Origin of the sequence: Capilliphycus salinus ALCB114379 (assembly GCF_047276495.1) — a bacterium.
In the GTDB taxonomy this organism is placed as follows: Bacteria; Cyanobacteriota; Cyanobacteriia; order Cyanobacteriales; family Microcoleaceae; genus Capilliphycus; species Capilliphycus salinus.
On the sequence record NZ_CP178543.1, the window covers coordinates 4,763,681 to 4,782,952 of the forward strand.

14 protein-coding genes are annotated in these 19,272 nt (G+C 41.7%); 3 read left to right on the plus strand and 11 right to left on the minus strand.

Going from position 1 to position 19,272, the window contains the following annotated elements; genetic code table 11:
- Window positions 1–28 precede the first annotated feature (28 nt).
- Window positions 29–385, minus strand: coding sequence for a DUF760 domain-containing protein (locus tag ACL6C3_RS19215; protein ID WP_413168369.1), 357 nt, complete (start codon window positions 383–385; stop codon window positions 29–31).
- 1,128 nt (window positions 386–1,513) lie between these two features.
- Here ACL6C3_RS19215 and ACL6C3_RS19220 point away from each other — a divergent pair.
- Window positions 1,514–2,221, plus strand: a complete 708-nt coding sequence (locus ACL6C3_RS19220; RefSeq protein ID WP_413160641.1) for a response regulator transcription factor — start codon at window positions 1,514–1,516, stop codon at window positions 2,219–2,221.
- Between the two features lie 15 nt (window positions 2,222–2,236).
- On the opposite strand, the gene ACL6C3_RS19225 is transcribed toward ACL6C3_RS19220, so the two are convergent.
- The 7 genes from ACL6C3_RS19225 to ACL6C3_RS19255 all read right to left on the minus strand — a co-directional run bounded on the left by ACL6C3_RS19225 (window position 2,237) and on the right by ACL6C3_RS19255 (window position 12,228).
- Complete coding sequence (locus tag ACL6C3_RS19225; protein ID WP_413160642.1) at window positions 2,237–3,349, minus strand: response regulator; 1,113 nt, start codon at window positions 3,347–3,349, stop codon at window positions 2,237–2,239.
- 65 nt (window positions 3,350–3,414) lie between these two features.
- Window positions 3,415–7,332 (minus strand): PAS domain S-box protein, encoded by a 3,918-nt coding sequence (locus tag ACL6C3_RS19230; protein ID WP_413160643.1) that lies wholly within the window; start codon window positions 7,330–7,332, stop codon window positions 3,415–3,417.
- A 273-nt stretch (window positions 7,333–7,605) separates the two neighbouring features.
- A complete protein-coding gene (locus ACL6C3_RS19235) occupies window positions 7,606–9,714 on the minus strand; it encodes a hypothetical protein (protein ID WP_413160644.1) in 2,109 nt (702 codons plus the stop codon).
- A gap of 388 nt (window positions 9,715–10,102) precedes the next feature.
- Window positions 10,103–10,633 carry an SMC-Scp complex subunit ScpB gene (scpB, locus tag ACL6C3_RS19240; RefSeq protein WP_413160645.1) on the minus strand — a complete coding sequence of 177 codons (531 nt, stop codon included), beginning with the start codon at window positions 10,631–10,633 and terminating at the stop codon, window positions 10,103–10,105.
- Between the two features lie 79 nt (window positions 10,634–10,712).
- A complete protein-coding gene (locus ACL6C3_RS19245) occupies window positions 10,713–11,564 on the minus strand; it encodes an ABC transporter ATP-binding protein (protein ID WP_413160646.1) in 852 nt (283 codons plus the stop codon).
- A 50-nt stretch (window positions 11,565–11,614) separates the two neighbouring features.
- Window positions 11,615–12,067 carry a tetratricopeptide repeat protein gene (locus tag ACL6C3_RS19250; RefSeq protein WP_413160647.1) on the minus strand — a complete coding sequence of 151 codons (453 nt, stop codon included), beginning with the start codon at window positions 12,065–12,067 and terminating at the stop codon, window positions 11,615–11,617.
- Window positions 12,046–12,228, minus strand: coding sequence for a hypothetical protein (locus ACL6C3_RS19255; protein WP_413160648.1), 183 nt, complete (start codon window positions 12,226–12,228; stop codon window positions 12,046–12,048). Before ACL6C3_RS19255 ends, ACL6C3_RS19250 begins: the two co-directional genes overlap by 22 nt.
- A gap of 91 nt (window positions 12,229–12,319) precedes the next feature.
- Here ACL6C3_RS19255 and ACL6C3_RS19260 point away from each other — a divergent pair, with 91 nt between their 5' ends.
- Complete coding sequence (locus tag ACL6C3_RS19260; RefSeq protein ID WP_413160649.1) at window positions 12,320–14,164, plus strand: iron uptake porin; 1,845 nt, start codon at window positions 12,320–12,322, stop codon at window positions 14,162–14,164.
- A 266-nt stretch (window positions 14,165–14,430) separates the two neighbouring features.
- Here ACL6C3_RS19260 and ACL6C3_RS19265 read toward each other — a convergent pair whose 3' ends face one another.
- Window positions 14,431–15,528: a hypothetical protein gene (locus tag ACL6C3_RS19265; protein ID WP_413160650.1), complete on the minus strand. Its 1,098-nt coding sequence runs from the start codon at window positions 15,526–15,528 to the stop codon at window positions 14,431–14,433.
- A 722-nt stretch (window positions 15,529–16,250) separates the two neighbouring features.
- On the opposite strand from ACL6C3_RS19265, the gene ACL6C3_RS19270 reads away from it, so the two are divergent.
- On the plus strand, window positions 16,251–17,981 hold the full coding sequence (locus ACL6C3_RS19270) for an iron uptake porin (RefSeq protein ID WP_413160651.1): 1,731 nt from the start codon (window positions 16,251–16,253) through the stop codon (window positions 17,979–17,981).
- 368 nt (window positions 17,982–18,349) lie between these two features.
- Here the strand turns inward: ACL6C3_RS19270 and ACL6C3_RS19275 are convergent, their stop codons facing one another.
- On the minus strand, window positions 18,350–18,616 hold the full coding sequence (locus tag ACL6C3_RS19275; RefSeq protein ID WP_413160652.1) for a hypothetical protein: 267 nt from the start codon (window positions 18,614–18,616) through the stop codon (window positions 18,350–18,352).
- Window positions 18,617–18,666: 50 nt separating this feature from the next.
- Complete coding sequence (locus ACL6C3_RS19280; RefSeq protein WP_413160653.1) at window positions 18,667–19,131, minus strand: hypothetical protein; 465 nt, start codon at window positions 19,129–19,131, stop codon at window positions 18,667–18,669.
- Window positions 19,132–19,272: the final 141 nt, after the last annotated feature.

Sequence of the window (19,272 nt, forward strand, 5' to 3'; positions counted from 1 at the left end):
TACTAAAAGCAAACAAGGGAGGAGAACTTCACTCCCGTTTTTCTTTGTTTTGAGAACGCCGAGAGGTTGAAGACCCTTGACCAAAACTTTCATCTAAGTGCATCCGCTGTTCCATCTGACGCAGAAAATACCCCGTCATCATCGCTGAGGCTAACAACCCCGCGAGGTTCTCCCGACTGGTTGTAATTTGTACGTCAAAGTCGTCCGAGGGTAAAACCCCAATCAATCCCTGAACGTTTTTCGAGATAATTTCTTTAATTTCAGGACTGGCTGATTGGGCAATTTGAGACAAAACCTCTGGATGTTGATGTTGTAAATAGCTCAGTAAAGCGTTTTCGGAGGTTTCGTTCCCATTGGATTTGATAAAGTCGGAGTAAAAGACCATGAGGTGATTCCGAATGTCTGGCTGCTGTACTTCTAGTTTGAACTGCATCTATCGACCTGAGCCGAGACAGATGCTTCCTATTTCATCGGGATGTGCTTTCTATTGTGAAAAATAGCGAGTCTTACCTTCCCTCTATAGGCAAAAGTCCTAGTTCTTAAGACTCAAATGCTGACACCCTGACTGACTCCTTGACAACTGGCTTTTCGTTATCTTGATTGTTTGGTTTTCACAATCGGAGTGAGTTGTCAGTGTTGGAGTCCTCCCTTGGATCAAGGCAGGATGGTGTTCAATTTTCTGATTGATTCATCAGATTCTTAGGCAAGCTTCAAAAATGTCACCCACAAACCGGACTAGCCTGAAAGCTGACTTTTCACTCAATCCCACTAAGTGCAATCTAAACTGCTGTGTCTACGATAGCACAACTCGATCCCTGTCTACAAAAAAAACCGGATTAGTTTGGCCGATCGGGGAAAGTGGAGTCGCAAAACCCATTGTATCTCTGCTGTATCTCTGCGATCGTTGCTCTGCGCTTGGGTTTTTCCATCGAGTCGCCCGTTCTAATCGAATTAAATGTTGCCCTTCCCTGACTGAATTTGATCTCTAATTATCGCCCCCGGTCGAGCGCGAAGCGAGAAAACATATTTTAATCGTTCAAGATCAATTTTTGTATTCAAACTAAAGCCGCCTATTTTACAATATTACCAAAAATTTTTAAAGATTTCAACCCTAAAAAATATTTTTTTTCCAAATATTGGCTAAGATATTTTAAGTTTTTTGATAGTTTTCGGGTTTGAATATTTCCGTTCAGTTTCAGGTCGGTTTCAAGTTCTAGAGTCTAGATCGAAAAGGGTCGATAGGTTATAATACTTCTATGAAATTGAACAAATAATACTAGAAAATGCTCTTTACAGTGGCCAGCGAACCGTGACCAGTTGTTACACTTGTCAGGTGTTAGTTTACACTTGGCCGGGTTCGGGGTTGACGGTTGAGCGCACGCGAACGGGTCGCTGTAAACTGTCTCTCCACTTCCGAGAGCTATCTCTAGCAAATATTTAACAATTTCATCTAAGATAGTGTCCTAGAGTCTTGAATTGATCTTTAGTTAATCCCATTGAGAGATCAACAACCATGAAACACATTTTGATTGTAGAAGATGAACCCCTGATTAAAAATAATCTCAAAGAATTCTTAGAACTCGAAGACTATTGGGTTTGGGAAGCAAGTTCGGGGGTTGAAGGATTAGAGATTTTTGAACGGGAATTGATCGATCTGGTTATTTCAGATATTTTAATGCCGGAAATGGATGGTTTTGAATTGTGTTCCCGGATTCGGAACAGTCAAACTGGAAAGTTTATTCCCTTTATTTTTTTATCGGCTCAAGCCGATTTTTCTTCCCTGAAAAAAGGCTACCAATATGGAGCGGATGAGTATTTAGTTAAACCCTGTCAACTTGAAGAACTGAAGCTCAAAATCGATGCGCTGTTGGAGCGAAATCAGCGAATACACCAAGAAATTACCAGCCTCCTGCAAAAATCGACTGTTGATTTCAACAAATCACCTGAAACCCCAAAACCTCAATCAGAAAATCAACAACCTGAGTTTTCTTTTCTATCAGAACAGCTTACTATAACCCCGGCTGAAGAACGAGTCTTTTTTGAAGTGATTCAAGGTTTCACGAATAAAGAAATTGGCGAGCATTTATTTATTAGTCATCGCACGGTTCAAGCTCATCTGCGAAATATTCTCCGGAAACTTAACCTCAGCAATCGTTATCAACTCGTCCGTTTTGCTTTAGAAAATGGCTACAAACCCCAACAAAATCTGGAGAATTGCTAAATCATCAAACGGCTTTTAATACTGGGGTGAAACTCCACCAATTTCCAGTGTAAAAATTGCCCCCTGAGGATGATTATCGGTGACGTAAATTCGGCTGCCATGAGCTTCGACTACCATTTTACAAAAAGCCAAACCCAACCCCGTTTGAGAAATATTTTTCATTGGAGTTCCGACTTCGTATTTTTCAAAGATACTGGTCCGCAATTCTTCACTAACTCCGGGACCGAAATCTATCACTTTAATTTTCACTCCGTTTGCGTCTAAAAACTCCGCTTTGAGGATAATTTTACTCCCGGACGGAGAGAACTTTAAGGCGTTAGAAAGTAAATTATCAAGCACCCGTTGAAATAAAGGCGGATCGACATTAATTGTACGGGGTTGTTGAGGAATATCACTCAGCAACTCAATTTCTTTGGTGCTGGCGAGATCGGCAAAATTTTCAACAGCAGAGCGACAGATTTCACCCAGATCAAGATCAGAACGATCCAAAACCATTTTACCGGATTCCAGTTTAGCCATCGTTAGCAAACTATTAATTAAACCGTTAAGTCGTTGAGAAGCCTGTAAAATTTTATCGGTTTTTTGCTCGCGTTTTTCGGGAGTTAATTTCGGGTGTTTGAGTAACTCCGTTTGAAACAGAATAGAAGTGAGAGGATTGCGCAGATCGTGAACGATCATATTCACCATATCTTCGCGCATTTGTAGGAGAGATTGCTGTTCTTTGAGCAAGGTTTGTAAGTGGTCATATTGTTTTTTTATCCGAATCATCGAATCCACTCTTGCTCGCAATTCCACACTATTAACCGGTTTACTTAAAAAGTCATTCGCTCCGGCTTGTAAACAAATTACAAGGTCTTTTTTTGAACTCAAAGCCGTGATCATAATAATCGGTATGTGTTCCCATTTTGGATTGGCTTTGATGCGCCGACAGACTTCTATGCCATCGAGTTCCGGCATCATCACATCCAGCAAAATAACATCGGGTTCTAGAGTATCTAATCGTTCTAAAGCCTTGACTCCACTATTCGTATAATGCAAAAGATAAGTGTCTTCATTGAGGAAAGTTTCAATGACATCAAAATTGTGGGGTTCATCATCAACGACTAAGATAGAAGCGGCACTATTCATGGTTCGAGGGAATATAAAGTTTGTTATTGAATCTGTCTATTTTTGATAAAAGTTAGATTCTAATTTTAGTTTAGCAAGTTTTGAATCGTACCGAGCAATTTTTTTAATTTTAACGGTTTGGTCATCAATTCATTGGCTCCGACTTCCCGACATTTTTCTAGATCTTCAGTCATCGCCAATGCAGTCACGGCAATAATTGGAACTTGGCTCAAAGATGGGTCAGTGCGAATTTGACGAATAGCTTCTAGTCCGTCCATTTCCGGCATCTGAATGTCCATTAAAATTAAGTTGGGTTGATATTTTTTGGCCATATCAACGGCTTCTCGACCGTTTTTGGCAATGATTAATTGATAGTTATAGCTGGTTAAATAATCGTAAACCGTATCAATATTAGCCTGATTATCCTCTGCTAATAAAAGCAATGAAGACGATTTTTCAGGTGGGTTTGGTAAATCGATACTCAAGGTTTGAGAAGCAGAAACAGAGGTATTTTCCTCGGAGATAGAGACTTGATTATGATGGGAATAAGGAAGATAAATGCTGAAACAACTCCCCTCACCGAGTTGACTGCTAACACTGACTTCACCTTGATGTAATTCTACAATTTGTCGCACCAAAGCCAGTCCCAAACCCGTACCTGTATATTGACGGTTGAGGCGACTATCAAGCTGAACAAAGGGTTTAAACAGTTTATCAAGATTTTCTGAAGCAATACCAATCCCCGTATCTTTGACAGAAATTTTTAGGGAATTTGTCTTTTCGCTTTCCAATTCTGCGGTCAAAGTAACTTCGCCTCCTTCTGGTGTAAATTTCATCGCATTACTGAGAAGATTAATTAACACCTGACGCATTCGCCGTTGATCGACGGAAATCTTTTGATTGAGTTCTGGAGCAATTTCTGTTGTCAGTTTAATCTGTTTTTTAATTGCTGGTTGGCGCACAAAAATTAAACTTTGTTCGAGCAGTTCTGTGAGGGAAACCGAACTGATTTCGACTTCGAGTTTTCCGGCTTCTATTTTGGATAAATCCAGAATATCGTTAATTAAATCGAGCAAATGTTGACCGCTAATTTCAATAATACCGATGGCTTTTTGTTGATCGGGAGTGATCGAGCCAAAAACCCGATCTTGTAAGCCTTCTGACATCCCGATAATCGCATTTAGAGGAGTTCGTAATTCGTGGCTCATATTGGCTAAAAATTCGTCTTTGGCTCGGGTTGCTCGTTCTAATTGGAGGTTGGTGAGTTCTAAGCGTTCGTTGGTTTGGCGCAGTTGTTTTTCGGCTTGTTTGCGTTCGCTAATATCTCGACAAACACAAATTAAGTTTCCATCTTCTGTGAAAGTGAGAGATAATTCTTCAGTAAAAGTGCTACCATCTTTGCGCTGTGCTGTGGCTTCCCCTCGCCAGTGACCCTGCTGGATTAAAATTGGAAATACTTCTTGTTCTAAGCGTTGAAGTTCGGCTTTTGAATATAATTGTTGCCAACTTTTACCGACTAATTCTTTCGGGTGTTGATAACCAAATAGTTTGAGATGAGCTTGATTGAGATAAGTATAGGTATCTCCCGATAAAATTGCAATACCATCAATTGCAGCTTCTATCGCTGCTAATTTTTGTTTGAGGGTTTCTTCTGTTTTTTTCTTTTGAGTAATATCGTTACGAATGGCTAGATATTGAGTGGGTTTTCCGCTACTATTGAGGAAGGGAATAATGGTAGAATCTACCCAATAATAACTACCATCTTTGGCTTTGTTTCTGATTTCACCCCGCCAGATTTCTCCTCGGGAAATAGTTTGCCAAAGAGCGGTAAAAAATTCTTTTGAATGATAGTGAGAATTAATTAGGCTATGGGTTTTACCGATTAATTCCTCTTGAGAATATTGGGAGATTTCACAAAAGCGATCGTTAGCATAGTTGATCGTTCCTTTCTCGTCGGTAATTGCAACAATAGCCGATTGATCCAAAGCGGATTTTAAATCTGATAATTCTTTGAGGGTTTGCTGTAGTTTTTTATCCGCTTCTTTGCGCTCGGTAATTTCCCTAAAAATTCCATCACTTTGGATCAGTTTACCTTTTTTATAAACTCCGTTTAAATTGCCTTCTACCCAGATTTTTTTTCCTTGTTTGGTTATCAGTTGAACTTCCAAATTAACAGCAGAACTCCCATTGATTATAGAGTTTAAAACTCGTTGACAATGAAAAATACAAGATTCACAATCGGGATGAATAATATCAAAAATAGATAAGTTGTCCAGGTCGGCTTCAGTATATCCGAGAATATTTCGCCATGTTTTGTTCACAAATAAAATTCGTCCATCTGGCGCAACACTCTGAATTAAGTCCGGCGCATTGTCAAAGAAATTTTGGAGTTTTGCTTCTCTTTCTTGTAATTCTTCGGTTCGCTGTTGGATTTTTTCTTCTAGTTGTTGGTTGAGTTGAAGAAGGCTTGTTTCCGCTTGTTGTTTTTCTTGAAAAAGTTGAGCTTGATGGATGGCGATCACCAGTTGTTGCGCCACATTATCTAAGAAATCAATCTCTGTATTTTGCCATTGACGAAAATGATCGCATTGATGTCCGATTAATAATCCCCACAATTTATCGTTAATAAAAAGCGGAACAATTACACAAGCTCTTACTTGATTATCTACTAAAAAATTTACATAACAATCGGGATATCCAACCTGATAAATATTAGAAATATCATGTGTTTTCCCATCGGAGTAATAGGAGATCAAATCTTCTTGAAAACAATCATCTTGAATCACAATCCCCAGAATATTATTCCAATTTGAAATAGATTCGGCAACAATTTTACCCCGAGAACCCGAATAAAGCTGACAGACCACCATGCGATCGCAATCCAGAAACTCCCGAATTTCTGTTACCGTTATTTGCAGGATATTTTCTAAATCCAAAGTGGCTCGAATACGATTGGTGATCTGAGTCAGTAATTGCTCCCGTTTCACGGAATTGGTCAAGTCTTGGGTGCGCTCTTTAACTTGGTGTTCAAGTTCCTGATTGCGAGTGACAATCAATTCTAATTTTTCGGCTTCTAGATAAGATAATTTTTTCTCTAAAACTTCAACTAACTGATAAACTTCTAAAGGATTAATGGCTTGTAATAAAGTGGTTTGAGTCACAATTCCGAGTAAAAATCCCTGCTCAGAAGTGACAACAACACGACTCACCCCTTTTGCGTACATCAACATTCGGACCTCCCAGAGAGAATCATTGACACCCACAGAAAAAACAGGAAAACTCATCACGCTTTTGGCTTGGATTTTCTCCAAATTTAAACCTAAGGCTTGAAACTGTACGATATCTCCTTCGGTCACTAAACCAACCGGAACTAGACCTTTTGTTTGAGTATCTTCTCTCGTTTTTTCTTCTACAAGAATCACCGAACTAACCCGATGAGTCGCCATCAGTTTAGCCACATCTCGCACGGAACAAGTGGGTAAAGCTTGAACGGTTTGAGTCATCATTACTTCTGCAACCTGTCGGAGTCGGAGTAAATGAGCGGGACGCAAAATTTGGTGTAGGGTAGCGTGACTGAGTAAACCAATAATTTCTTGATGATCGTCCAAAACGGGTAGATGGCGAATGCGATGACGCTGAAATAAGTTTAAAATTTGCAACAAATCTGTAGCATCAGACTGTCGCAATGTGATAATATTTTTGGTCATTATATCCCCAACAGTTTGACGGTGAAATTGAACCCCTTTCGCACTCAAACGTACAATATCCCGTTCAGTTAAAATACCGACTAATTCTTTCCCCTCCACAACGAGAAGACAACTGGCTTTAGCTTTTGTAAAGAGTAGGTGAGAATCTAGTTCTATTTCGTCCAAAGAACAAGTAGATACATGGCTACTCATTAAAGTCAGAGCATCACTGATGGTTGTTTTTGGTGTGACAATTAAAGGGTGGCGAATCAGTGCTTGTTCCCAGAGTCCATCTTCCAAAACAGAGTTAGATAACATAGCCAGTTCCTGTAAAAAAAAATTAAAATAAAGTCCTCTCCCTGTCGAGAAGTTGTTCGACCCCAATCATAGGGGTGCTGAGTCTTCTATTTTTAGAATAAACTGTTTAACTTCATTTAGCCACCGTGCAATTACTGAATTTTTCCAAATTTATTAAACATTAATAAAAACTTAAAATGATTTCCAAGCCAAAAAAGGAGATGAAGTTTTTTTCATCCCCAAGTGTTTGTATTGAAAAATTTTATTCAGCTTCGTAACTTTAGATGACTTCAGTTATAGTATAGAGAAGCTAGAATCATCTACGCTTCCACTGATGAGCGGATTGCTAGAAGTGGAGTCGCTAACCGTTGCATCTAATAGCGGATCGCTCGTACCAGTGCTAGAATCATCTACGGTTCCACTGATGAGCGCATCGCCAGAAGTGGAGTCGCTAACCGTTGAATCTAATAGCAGATCGCTGCTAGTAATCGATGAATCAGCAGTAATCAAACTGGTATCATTAGTAGTAGGATTGCTAACGGTCGCATCTAACAACGGATCACCCGAAGTTGAATCATTGACAGTCACATTAATTAAAGAATCACCCGAGGTTGAATCACTAACTGTTGTAGTATCACCTGAGGTTGTAGTCTCACCCGTCAAAGGGTCAACGGTATTATCAACCGTGTTATCTAGTGTATCTGTTGTTTGGTCAACGGTGGGGTCAAGGGTTTCTCCCGAGTCGGTTCCCAAGCTACCATCAACAATATCGGTGGTTTGATCAACCGTATCATCGATAATGTTATCAACAACATCGGTCGTTTGGTCAACGGTAGAATCAAGATTTCCGTCTAAACCACTATCAACAATATCGGTAGTTTGGTCAACGGTATCATCGATAATGTTATCAACAATATCGGTAGTTTGGTCAACAACGGGGTCAACGGTTTCTCCCAAATCTGTTCCTAAAGTATCGTCAACAATATCGGTGGTTTGATCAACCGTATCATCGATAATGTTATCAACAATATCGGTAGTTTGGTCAACAACGGGGTCAATGGTTTCTCCCAAATCTGTTCCTAAAGTATCGTCAACAATATCGGTAACTTGGTCAACGGTATCATCGATAATGTTATCAACAACATCGGTGGTTTGGTCAACGGTAGAATCAAGATTTCCGTCTAAACCACTATCAACAATATCGGTAGTTTGGTCAACGGTATCATCGATAATGTTATCAACAATATCGGTAGTTTGGTCAACAACGGGGTCAATGGTTTCTCCCAAATCTGTTCCTAAAGTATCGTCAACAATATCGGTAACTTGGTCAACCGTATCATCAAGATTTCCGTCTAAACCACTATCAACAACATCGGTAGTTTGGTCAACAGTATCATCAAGATTTCCGTCTAAACCACCATCAATAACATCGGTGGTTTCATCATTGGTAGAATCCAAAGCTGAGTTCTCAGTATTACCCCCATCATTACCTGTAATGTTATCAATTATGGGGGGATTTAAAATAATAGTAGGTTCGGAGAAAGTATTACCCTGGCTGGAATCACTAGGATTCACATCGTTAGTGTTTGTATTTTGAGCGTTTGTATTTTGAGCGTTTGTATTTTGAGCGTTTGTATTTTGACCGTTTGTATTTTGTTCGCTACTATTGCTAGTATTAGTTAAAGCTTTAAAATTCTGGGTAAAATCAGAACGATCAATCTGATTAACATCAACATTTTTGAGAACTGCTAAAAACTTACCCGTTGTTTTGTCTTGGATGATAGTATCCTTAGCATTCCTTCCAGTTCCTTGAAGAATGTTGAGGTTCTCAAAGGTTTGACTTTCGCCTAATTCAATTAAATCTTGTCCATTTTGAAAATCAGTGATAATACTCGCTCCATAAAGTTGAGAACTTCCTGTATTTTCACCAATAACAAAGAAGTCTTTTCCTTCACCCCCGGTTAACGTATCACTTCCCGCATCTCCGTAGACAATATCATCACCGAGATCGCCATAAATGAGATCATTTCCCTCACCACCATAAACGGTGTCGTTTCCTTTTCCACCATGAACGGTATCATCACCGCGATCGCCGCGAACAATATCATTATCGCGATCGCCTAATACGAAATCATTACCCGATCCGCCTTGAATATCATCGTTATTTTTCCCACCATGAATGGTATCATTTCCTTCTTCTCCAAAAAGCAAGTCATCATGTTGGTTTCCGAAAATGAAATCATCTCCACCCAAACCCCGCAAGATATCATTTCCTTCTAAACCAAACAGAAGTTCTTTCTTTTCTGTTCCTTTCACGTCGTCTACTTTGTCGGAGGAAAGTGATAATAAAAGATCGTGATTGGGGAATGTGCTGGTAAAAAAGGAAGCATTAAAGTTAGCCATGTCTCTATTCTCCTGCGTTGTTTGTGAGTGTTTTTAGAATGTGAGGTTGAAGCTTGAAAACCTTTATTTCTAAAAGCTTTTTGCTTACATTCACATCTTAGTGAGAACACCAGGTTAGAGACATCGGCTAATACGCTAATATTTTACTAAGCGAAAAAGCTAAGTTTTATCTACGCTAAATCACTGATTCGTGTAAGCGATTTGGCTTAGATGAAAGACTTAAATATTTGCAAAACATGATTGATCAAGATTGGGAATCCTGTAGGGGCGGGTTCTGCAATGGGCGTATATTACCCAGAAATAACTGATATAAACCCGCCCCTGTGTTAAGAAAAAACTCCAAGCCAAAAACCCAGCTTCTCAATAGAAACCAGGTTTTTGGGTGGATCTAATTTCCGGTTCCATTTTGCTCGGGTTCCTCCTCAGCCTTCATGGGAAGACTCAAAGAGAGTTGTTGAGGAAGCTTATCGACCTGAAAATATTGGTGAAATTTTTTGGTCACTTGTAACCAGTATGAGCGACTTTCTTTCTGTTTTCGCTTGTGAATAAATCCCAATTCTACTAATTCTTGAACCTGTTGATAAGCCCCCGAACCCCGCAGATCGACCAGATCGGTTTGAGCAATTCCGCCATTGAGGGCGATCGCCGCTAAAGTTCTTAACGCTCCGACTCCCAACTCGGGCTGTATCAAAGTATCCATCAAATCTGCATAGGTTTGACGCAATTGTAACGCATAGTATCCTTTCTTGGTTTCTACAACTTCCAAGGCGCTTTCTCGATGAGCATAGTCCGACATCAGTTGAATTAAAGCGTCTTCAACTTCTGAGCGATCGCATTTAATTAGTTCCGCCATATCATTTAAAGAAACGGGTTCACCTTTGAGATATAAAATGGCTTCAACTTTGGCTAATCTGCTCATATAATCGAATCATTCCAGTTATTTTTTCAGGGGGCTTTGGGCGGTAAAAGTCATCAAAAAGGGGAATTTTATCTAACTTTTAGTCTAACTGATGTCCGGTTAATTCTACAAAAATATCTTCTAAATTTGACGGGCGAACCATCAGTCCAGTTTTATCGGGTTGTTGTTCGAGATACAAATTAGCCGCTTCTAAATTGGGGAAAAATTTATATTCCCAAGACTCTTCTTTTTGTTTGACAACTAATCCTTCCCCGTGTTGTTGACGTAATTGTTGAAGTGTTCCCAAAGAGATTAACTTTCCGCCATCCATAATCCCAATGCGATCGCACAAATATTCGACTTCTTCCATATAATGAGTTGTCAATAATATGGTCATTCCTTGCTTATTCAAATCGAGAATAATTTCCCAGAGACGACGGCGAGTTTGAGGATCGAGTCCGACGGTGGGTTCATCGAGAAATAAAATATCGGGTTGATGGAGTAACGCCCGAGCAATTTGTAAGCGGCGCTTCATTCCTCCCGAAAGGGTTTTAACTAAAGCATCTCTTTTTTCGGTGAGTCCGACATAATCTAACCATTGGTTAATTCTGTGTTGACGTTGGGGGTTAGAAATATGATGAAGACGTCCGTGAAATTCCATATTTTCCCACACAGACAAATCGATATCAACGCTGGTTTGTTGTAAAACCACACCGATATGATTTTTCACCTGTAAACTCTGACGGACTGCATCATAACCCGCCACCGAAATTTCACCGCTACTCGGGCGAGTTAAAGTGGTTAACATCCGAATTGTTGTAGATTTTCCCGCCCCATTCGGTCCGAGTAAACCAAAAATTTCTCCGGGTTCAATGGTAAAACTGAGATCGTTAACAACCGGAATTTTATTATAAACTTTACAAACCTTTTGTAAATCAACTGCTGCGCCCATAAAAAGGAAAAATTCTTGGGATAAAAGACCTTATAAATTTTAACAGCAATTTATTCTCGCTGTCGGGCTAACTTTCTTTCGCGAATGGCTTCTAAATGTTGTTTGAGTAGAGAAAGCTGTTCGCCCTTTCCTTGTTCTCCATACAACTCGCTGGCGGTGAGAAGATAAACAACACTATCATCATCTTGGCGCAAATTTGCATAAGCCAAGCCGCAATTATGGTAAGCTTCAGCCAGAGTAGAAACCTGTTGAATGGCTCGGATGAAGTGATTAATCGCTTGACGATAATTTTTTTGTCCAAAGGCGTTATAACCTTGCTGAAACTGAACCGCCGCTTCAGTTCCGGCGGGCGAGTCGGGGAGGGCGGCAGGTATTGGAATGGGTTGTTCAAATAAAATCGAAAGACTACCTGCACCCTGGTAAGCGTAAATCATCGCACCAATTCCAACCCCCGCAACTACAGTAACTAAGGTCAACCAAGTTAGAAAGCTGGCAGTCTCCATAAAGCAGGGATATCAAGTATCAAACGAGTCAACTCAAAGATAATAGCATTTTGAGGTGAACGTTCAAAACGAACCCGAGTCATGCGATCGAGCGCGCCCGTACAGGAGAGTTGTGTTGGCGATCGATGGCGATTTGACGCGATCGCGCCAGTTCTCAACATTTACTGTAAAATGACCCATAATAAGACAAAGAGGAATTGGATATCATATAAAATTTATCCACCAAACCTCGATTCGTGTGAGGAGAGAGTAATGTCAGAACGATCACTGAAAGCTTGGCTGCTGAGTCCGGCTATTTTAGGCGCAAGTTTGCTGGCGTCATCGCCTGTATTAGCGGGAGTCTCTGTTACCCCCGAGACGGAATCAAAAACTTGGGAAATCGCTACAGAAGAAGCTTCTCAATTGCCCACATCTTACCCTGAACTGACGGGATCGCAACCGGAGCCATCGGAACCGTTAGCTCAGGTACCCGTTAATCCTCACAGTGGTGGTATTGGCCCGCAACAACAGATGGGTCAAGTTCCCGTTTCGGAGTTGGACGAGCCGGTAAATGTCGATTCTTCCCAACAGCTTAATGAATATTTTCAAGAGGGTCGGGGTACTCGGAAAAAACAGCAAGTCACTTCTGTTTCCCAACTGTCGGACGTACAACCGACGGACTGGGCGTTTCAGGCGTTACAATCTCTGGTGGAACGCTACGGCTGTATCGCGGGATATCCAGACGGAACTTATAAAGGAAACCGGGCTTTAACCCGTTATGAGTTCGCCGCCGGGATCAACGCCTGTTTAGAACGCATTAACGAACTGATCGGTGCCTCTACTGCTGACTTGGTGACCCGGGAAGACCTGGCGAGACTGCAACGGTTGATGGAAGAATTCGCCGCCGAACTCGCCGCCATCAGAGGTCGGGTAACGGTTCTCGAAGCTCGGGCCGCCGAACTCGAAGCCAATCAGTTCTCCACAACCACCAAGTTAAGAGGGGAAGTGATCTTCTTTATTGGGGATACTTTTGGCGATCGCGCCGAATATACGGTTGCCGGTGGGCCGAATGTTGACGATAGTGACGACCCGACCCAAAGTTACTTCGGTTATCGGGCGCGTTTAAACTTCGATACCAGCTTTACCGGGGAAGACTTGCTGCGGACTCGTTTGGAAGCCAAAGATGTTCCCAACTTAAGCCGCGAAAACCTGACCAATACTTTAATGACTCGTCTCGGTACCGATGGCGGAGAGGGAGACTTCATCCTTGATGACCTTTATTATCGTTTCCCGATTATGGACGGTAGAGGTCAAGTTTTCTTCGGTGCCAAGAGTTTGGACTTGGATGACGTTCAAGATCCTCTTAACCCCTTGCAAAGTACCGGTGGCGGTTCGTCCTCTCGCTTCGGTCGTTACAACCCCACCACATTCCGGGGACCGGAAGGAACGGGGGCGGCGCTCAAGTATCAGCTTAATGACAGAATCCGTATAAACGTTGCATATCTCGCCAGTCAAGATGATGCTCCCGATCCCTCGGAAGGTCGAGGTTTGTTTGATGGTAGCCACTCAGCCGCCATTCAAGTTGTCTTTGAACCGACGGATAATATCGCCCTCGCTCTCGACTATAACCGTCGCTATTTCCGCGAGGATGATGTCAGTGTTAGTGGCGGCACCGGAAGTTTCTTGGCCAACCGTCCCTTTGGCGATAACCCCACAACTAGCGATAACTTGGGCTTCCAGGCGAATTGGAGAATTTCCGATAGTTTTGAAGTTGGCGGTTGGTTGGGTGTGGCTTGGGCTGATGATAAACCCAGTGGCGAAGGGGATGACCTCGATGCAACTATCCTCAACTTTGCGGTCACATTGGCTTTCCCCGATCTGCTTAAAGAAGGGGATTTGGGCGGTATTATTGTGGGGATGCAGCCGAAGGTGGTTTATCACACCCTCGATAATTTAGAAGAAGAAAAAACCGGGATTCACATTGAGGCGTTGTATCGTTTCCAACTCAGCGAATACGTTGCTTTAATTCCGGCGGTTTTCATTATTACTGACCCCGAACATACTGACGAAAACGACACTATTGTTGTAACGACGTTTAGAACTCAATTCCGTTTCTAATTTGAGCGGTTAATTGTTATCCTAAAAACCCGGTTGTTTTGGGGATTAAAAACCCGGTTTCTCAAAGAAACCGGGTTTCTTTGCATTCATCTCGTCATTATGGTGATATAGCATGACTAGCAAAGTTTAGGACATTCTTCTGTTGACTGTTTCCTTTTCAGTCTAAAATTATTGTCCTAGTCAAAAAGCGTACTGCTATCTGGAGATTCCGATCACGGACATCACCAATGAGCAAAGTCTGCTTAAGGAATGCTCCTATCATCTCCTTAAACAAAAGTTGTGTTGTAATGGTCAAAAGTAACTCGGTAGTTTGTAGCTGGGACAGTTCCCGTAGCGTTATCATACCGATCTACCTGCAAGTAGAAGCTACCAGTATCATTAAAATTGGAGATTACATCAGCAATAGTGCCTCCATTTGTACTGCTGCGTAATATTTCATTAGACTGGATAATTCTGTCATTATTAAAATCGCGAATGAGACGAATATCCGCATCAGCACTCATTCCATCCAGACGAATATTTACTCCTTCATAGTTACTGAGTTGAAAAGCATAGATGTCTGCCATATCTGAGTTGGAAACCGCTCCAGATCGGGTTATGTCTCCGTTAAGATTGCCAAGCTGATTCTCCACACCGAGTAAATTGTTTGGTGCAGTCAGTTCAGTTTGTGAGAAATCAAGATTATAGGTTGCAGATCCAGACCCTGAATAGCGGCGAGCTTGAACGAAGTAATTAGTTACCCCTCCAGAAGAAGTTCGATAGTTAATTAGGTCATCTCCATTCCCACCCACAGTAGCACTCGTCAGTGCCGCATCATTGCTATCAAAAATACCATTATTGTTGCTGTCCCGGTAGAGATACAAATCCACATCATCGCCACTGCTAATATTATGAAGATTTGTATTGAGGTTTCGAGCTCCTTGGAAATCAAGTTCAAAAAGATCTGCTGGATCAGAGGCGGAAACGCTATTGTTATCTCTTGAAATAACACTCGAACCTAAACTCCCAATATCAAAATTTGACGACAAATCAAGGTCATAGGTGATACTGGGGACACTAGAATAGCGCCAAACTTGAGCTAAGTAGTTACCAGAAGTTGCTGAGTAGTCGATACTGTCAGTCGTAGTACCCAATGCTGTTGATTGTCTCAGTAAAGGATCTGAGCTATCAACTAACCCGTTGTTATTATTATCACGGTATAAATAGAGATCAGCATCTGCCGTCATGTCGTGTAGAAATAGTCCAATTTGTCGAGTTTGATTGAGACTAAATCTGAAAACATCAGTCGGATCGCTGCTGGTAACTGTAAAGTTGTCTTGACTTACAAGAGTCCCTGAAAGCACCCCAACAGAGGTAGTAGACATTTTCTTTTCTCCTTGCCTTAAAGTTTGAGTCTTTGATCATTGACTTTTAGGCTTTCCCGTATCTGTTTAACCCTCTTTGTATCGAACTGGAGCCAAACCTTGAGTTGTCGTGAGCTAAAACTGTGTAAACTCATCCAATTTTTCTAAACTGATAAAAGAGAGTAAAGGTATCTTCAATCCAGTTGAAGTTGATACCGGTAGGTCTTTTGTCTTCTGGATTACATTATACTCAACCATCTCTATTTTGGGAACTAAAACTTTATCAAAATAAATAATGTTTAATTTTTTTTAATAAAGACAATGATCGTGATGTTTGATTAAGTGCAGCTTCAGAAATAAATCATACAAATTTTTACTAAATCTTTATGATATTTTTTTTTTAACACTCAAAACAATAGACTGCCAACCCCCTACAAAAAAAGATGATGACGGTAATTTCAAGAAAGGCATTTTTTGAATAGAGGGGCGAATATCCAGACTGGAAAGACGATTAATTTTTTGAAAAGTTCCTTTATAAATATCCGGTTTTCTTCTAAAAATCCTGAAGAATAGCCAGAGAAGATCTAAGAGATATGTAGATCGAGAGGAAAACAATAAATTGAGCGGGGTTAATTTTCTCTTTAAACTCGATTCAATTTGTTTCAATCTCTTGGTCTACGGTCACTTCTCCTCACTGTAAAAAAATCATCAAATTTCGTTCGTTTCGTGTGAGGAAATTAGACGTGTACAGAACAATTTTGCATTCTTGGCTATTGAGTCCCATTCTGTTGGGTATCGCTGCAATCTTCGCATCGGGAGCGATCGCAGAAGAATCTCCAACTCCCGCTGAAAACCCGGAAATTGCCGAGTCTCAAACCGATGAACCGACAGAAGAATTCGTCCAGGTTCCCAACTCAAATCCAGAAGAAATCGCCCAAGTTCCCAACTCAAATAATGTCAACCCACTCAACGAATACACCTCAGAAACTCAAACTCTATCTCAGGTAACTTCTGTTAACCAACTCTCCGATGTCCAACCCACAGATTGGGCATTTCAAGCCTTACAATCTCTGGTAGAACGTTATGGGTGTATTGCGGGTTATCCCGATGGAACATACAAAGGAAATCGCGCCTTAACCCGTTACGAATTCGCCGCCGGACTGAACGCCTGTTTGGATCAAATTACCGAACTTTTAGGAAGTGCAACGGCTAATTTAGTCACCCGCGAAGATCTGGCACTTTTGCAGCGTTTACAAGAAGAATTCGCCGCCGAATTAGCCGCCATTCGCGGACGGGTTTTGGCGTTAGAAAGCCGCACCGCCGAGTTGGAAGCCAACCAATTTTCAACCACCAGCAAACTCAGCGGAGAGGTGATCTTTCAAGTCGGGGATACCTTTGGCGATCGCTCGCTGTATAATGTTGCAGGCGGCCCCAACACGGATGATAGCGATGACCCGACCCAAACCTATTTCGGCTATCGGGCGCGTTTGAACATCGACACCAGTTTTACCGGGGAAGACTTGCTGAGAACCCGTCTGGAAGCCAAGGATATCCCCAATTTAAGCGATGTGGAGTTGAATAACACCCTGATGACCCGCACGGGTACCGATGGGACCACAGACGGCTTTGAATTGGATGATTTGTATTATCGCTTTCCTCTGGCTAACGGTCGCGCCCAAGTCTACGTGGGGGCGAGAAGTCTCGACTTAGACGATATTCAAGATCCCGTGACGCCCTTTCAAAGTACGGGGGCGGGGGCGGGGTCTCGGTTTGGACGCTATAACCCCACCACATTCCGGGGGCCGGAAGGAACCGGGGCGGCGGTAAAATATGCGTTTAATGATAAGATTCGGGTGAATGTGGGCTATTTGGCGAGTGATGAAGATGCGCCGAATGCAAATGAAGAACGGGGTATATTTAATGGCAGTCATACGGCGTCTGCACAGGTGTTATTTGAACCCACCGATCGCATTGGAATTGGTTTAGAATATAACCGCCGCTATTTCCGCGAGGGGGATGTTAATGTAAGTGGCGGAACGGGGAGTTTTATTGCCAACCGTCCCTTTGGAGATAGTGCCACCACCAGCGATAATTTAGGGGTACAAGTTAACTGGAAAGTCTTGAACAATTTGGAATTGGGGGGTTGGTTTGGTTCGACTTGGGCGCATCAAGAACAAGATGGCGAAGATGAAGCAACCATTCTCAATTGGGCGGTAACGTTGGCGTTTCCCGATGCACTTCGCGAGGGAGATTTAGGGGGAATTGTTGTGGGAATGCCGCCGAAAGTTGTCAATCACGATATTAACCAATTAGAAGATCGGGATACTTCAATTCATCTTGAGGCGTTTTATCGGTTCCAACTGAATGATTATGTCGGAATTATTCCCGGTTTTTATATGGTTACAGATCCGGATCACAACAGTAATAATGATACCACTTGGGTGGGTACATTGAGAACTCAATTCCGCTTTTAAAATGGGCTAATTGGAGTTCAGTTCGTTAACTGTAAGGGCGGGTGAATCCCGCCTTTATGGTTAACAGCAAACAGTGAACAGTGAACAGGTGATATGATATCCGGTTGATTAATTCTGTTATGGGGTGGGGCGGGTTTATCTCAATGTCGAAGTAGTAGTAAAGATCGTAGGCTAAACCCGCCCCTACGCTGGGGATTATTAATTAGTCGGATCTCATCTGAAAACTGATAACTGTAAACACTCTCGTGGCGTCGTTGCTCTACTTGGGGAGACCCCAAGACCGCACTTCGCGCTGGTCACTGTTCACTGATAACTGTAAACTGTAATCAACCCGCCCCTACATTGCTGAGGGTTTAACCGTTTAATTCTCAACAGCGAACTGGGGTGATATTGGAATCTTTAATTAACCAAGATTGAACGGAGTTTTGTTCGGTTAAACGGGTCTTTATTGAGGTATTAGAAACCTGTTTTTGAGCCTGACAAGAATGCTTTTCCAGAGTATTCAAAAAAGCTTGAGCTTTGAGCCAATCTCCAAAATTTGGCATTTCTTGCTTACAATGGGGGCAGTACCAATAAATTTGGGAATGGCGGATGTGACGGAGTAAGGTAGATGAGCAGCAAGGACAGTTATTCATGGTTCAGCTTCCTTGAAATTCGGATGGGATTGGGCGAGCAATTTGATCTTTCAGGTGGTTCGGGTTGGGGTTTTACAACAACAGTCCGCTTGCAAAATTTCTGTAAATAAAAGACGTTCCTTGAAAGAACTTTCAGCCTGTAATAATCTTTTGGCTGTATCATTGAGTCGGAGTTGACCCTTTCTTGTTAACCGGAAATCTTCACCGCAAATTAATTGACTATTTTTGAGTTTGGATAAAGCCAATTGTTGCGCCAATCGTTTTAAATCCAGTTCGGGCATGAGATAATCAGGATGCTGTACAATCCAGCGATAAGTCTGAGGATCGGTCTGGGCGAGATGATGAACGGCTTCTGCTAGAACGTTTTCAATATCTGTTAAACTCGGAAGACTGATCAAAAAGTTTTTCAAAATTTCAAGCTTGGCTTGGTTTTGAACTTGAAGAACCTCAACAGCAATTTCAATGTAGGACTGATACTCTTGTGGCTGAGACTGGGACAAATGAGACTGGGACAAAACAGATCGATAATCGGTTAAAAGAGAGAATGGATTCAATGCAATTTTATGTTTTTCAAGGTCAGGGTGTTTAAAGGGACTCAGAGTGAGGGAATTATTTTCCGGGTTTCGGGGTTGTCTAATTTCTCAACCCACCAGGAG